This is a genomic window from Buchnera aphidicola (Pemphigus obesinymphae) (genome assembly GCF_026122815.1).
Lineage (GTDB): Bacteria > Pseudomonadota > Gammaproteobacteria > Enterobacterales > Enterobacteriaceae > Buchnera_C > Buchnera_C aphidicola_BJ.
The window spans coordinates 1-324 of the sequence record NZ_JAIWQW010000112.1 but is presented as its reverse complement, the minus strand read 5'-3'; the positions used below and the strand labels follow the sequence as shown (position 1 = coordinate 324).

General features: G+C 31.8%; 1 protein-coding gene. It reads left to right on the top strand.

Annotated elements, in window-relative coordinates; all coding sequences use genetic code 11:
- On the top strand, positions 1–324 hold a 324-nt coding region (locus LDP10_RS03350; RefSeq protein ID WP_265197299.1), incomplete at both ends, for a ribonuclease E/G.

The window sequence follows — 324 nt, the reverse complement described above, 5'->3', positions numbered from 1 at the left end:
GAGGTTCTATTATGATAGATTCAACAGAAGCTTTAACAGCTATTGATGTTAACTCAGCACGTTCTACTAAAGGTCTTGATATTGAAGAAACAGCATTAAATACTAACATCGAAGCTGTTGATGAAATTTCTCGTCAATTAAGATTACGTGATTTAGGAGGTTTAATAGTTATTGATTTTATAGATATGACACCTGTTTGTAATCAACGTAAAATTGAAAATCAATTACGCGAATCCATGAGACAAGATCGTGCTAAAATCCAAATTGGAAATATTTCTAAATTCGGTTTATTAGAAATGTCTCGGCAACGAATTAGTCCTTCTT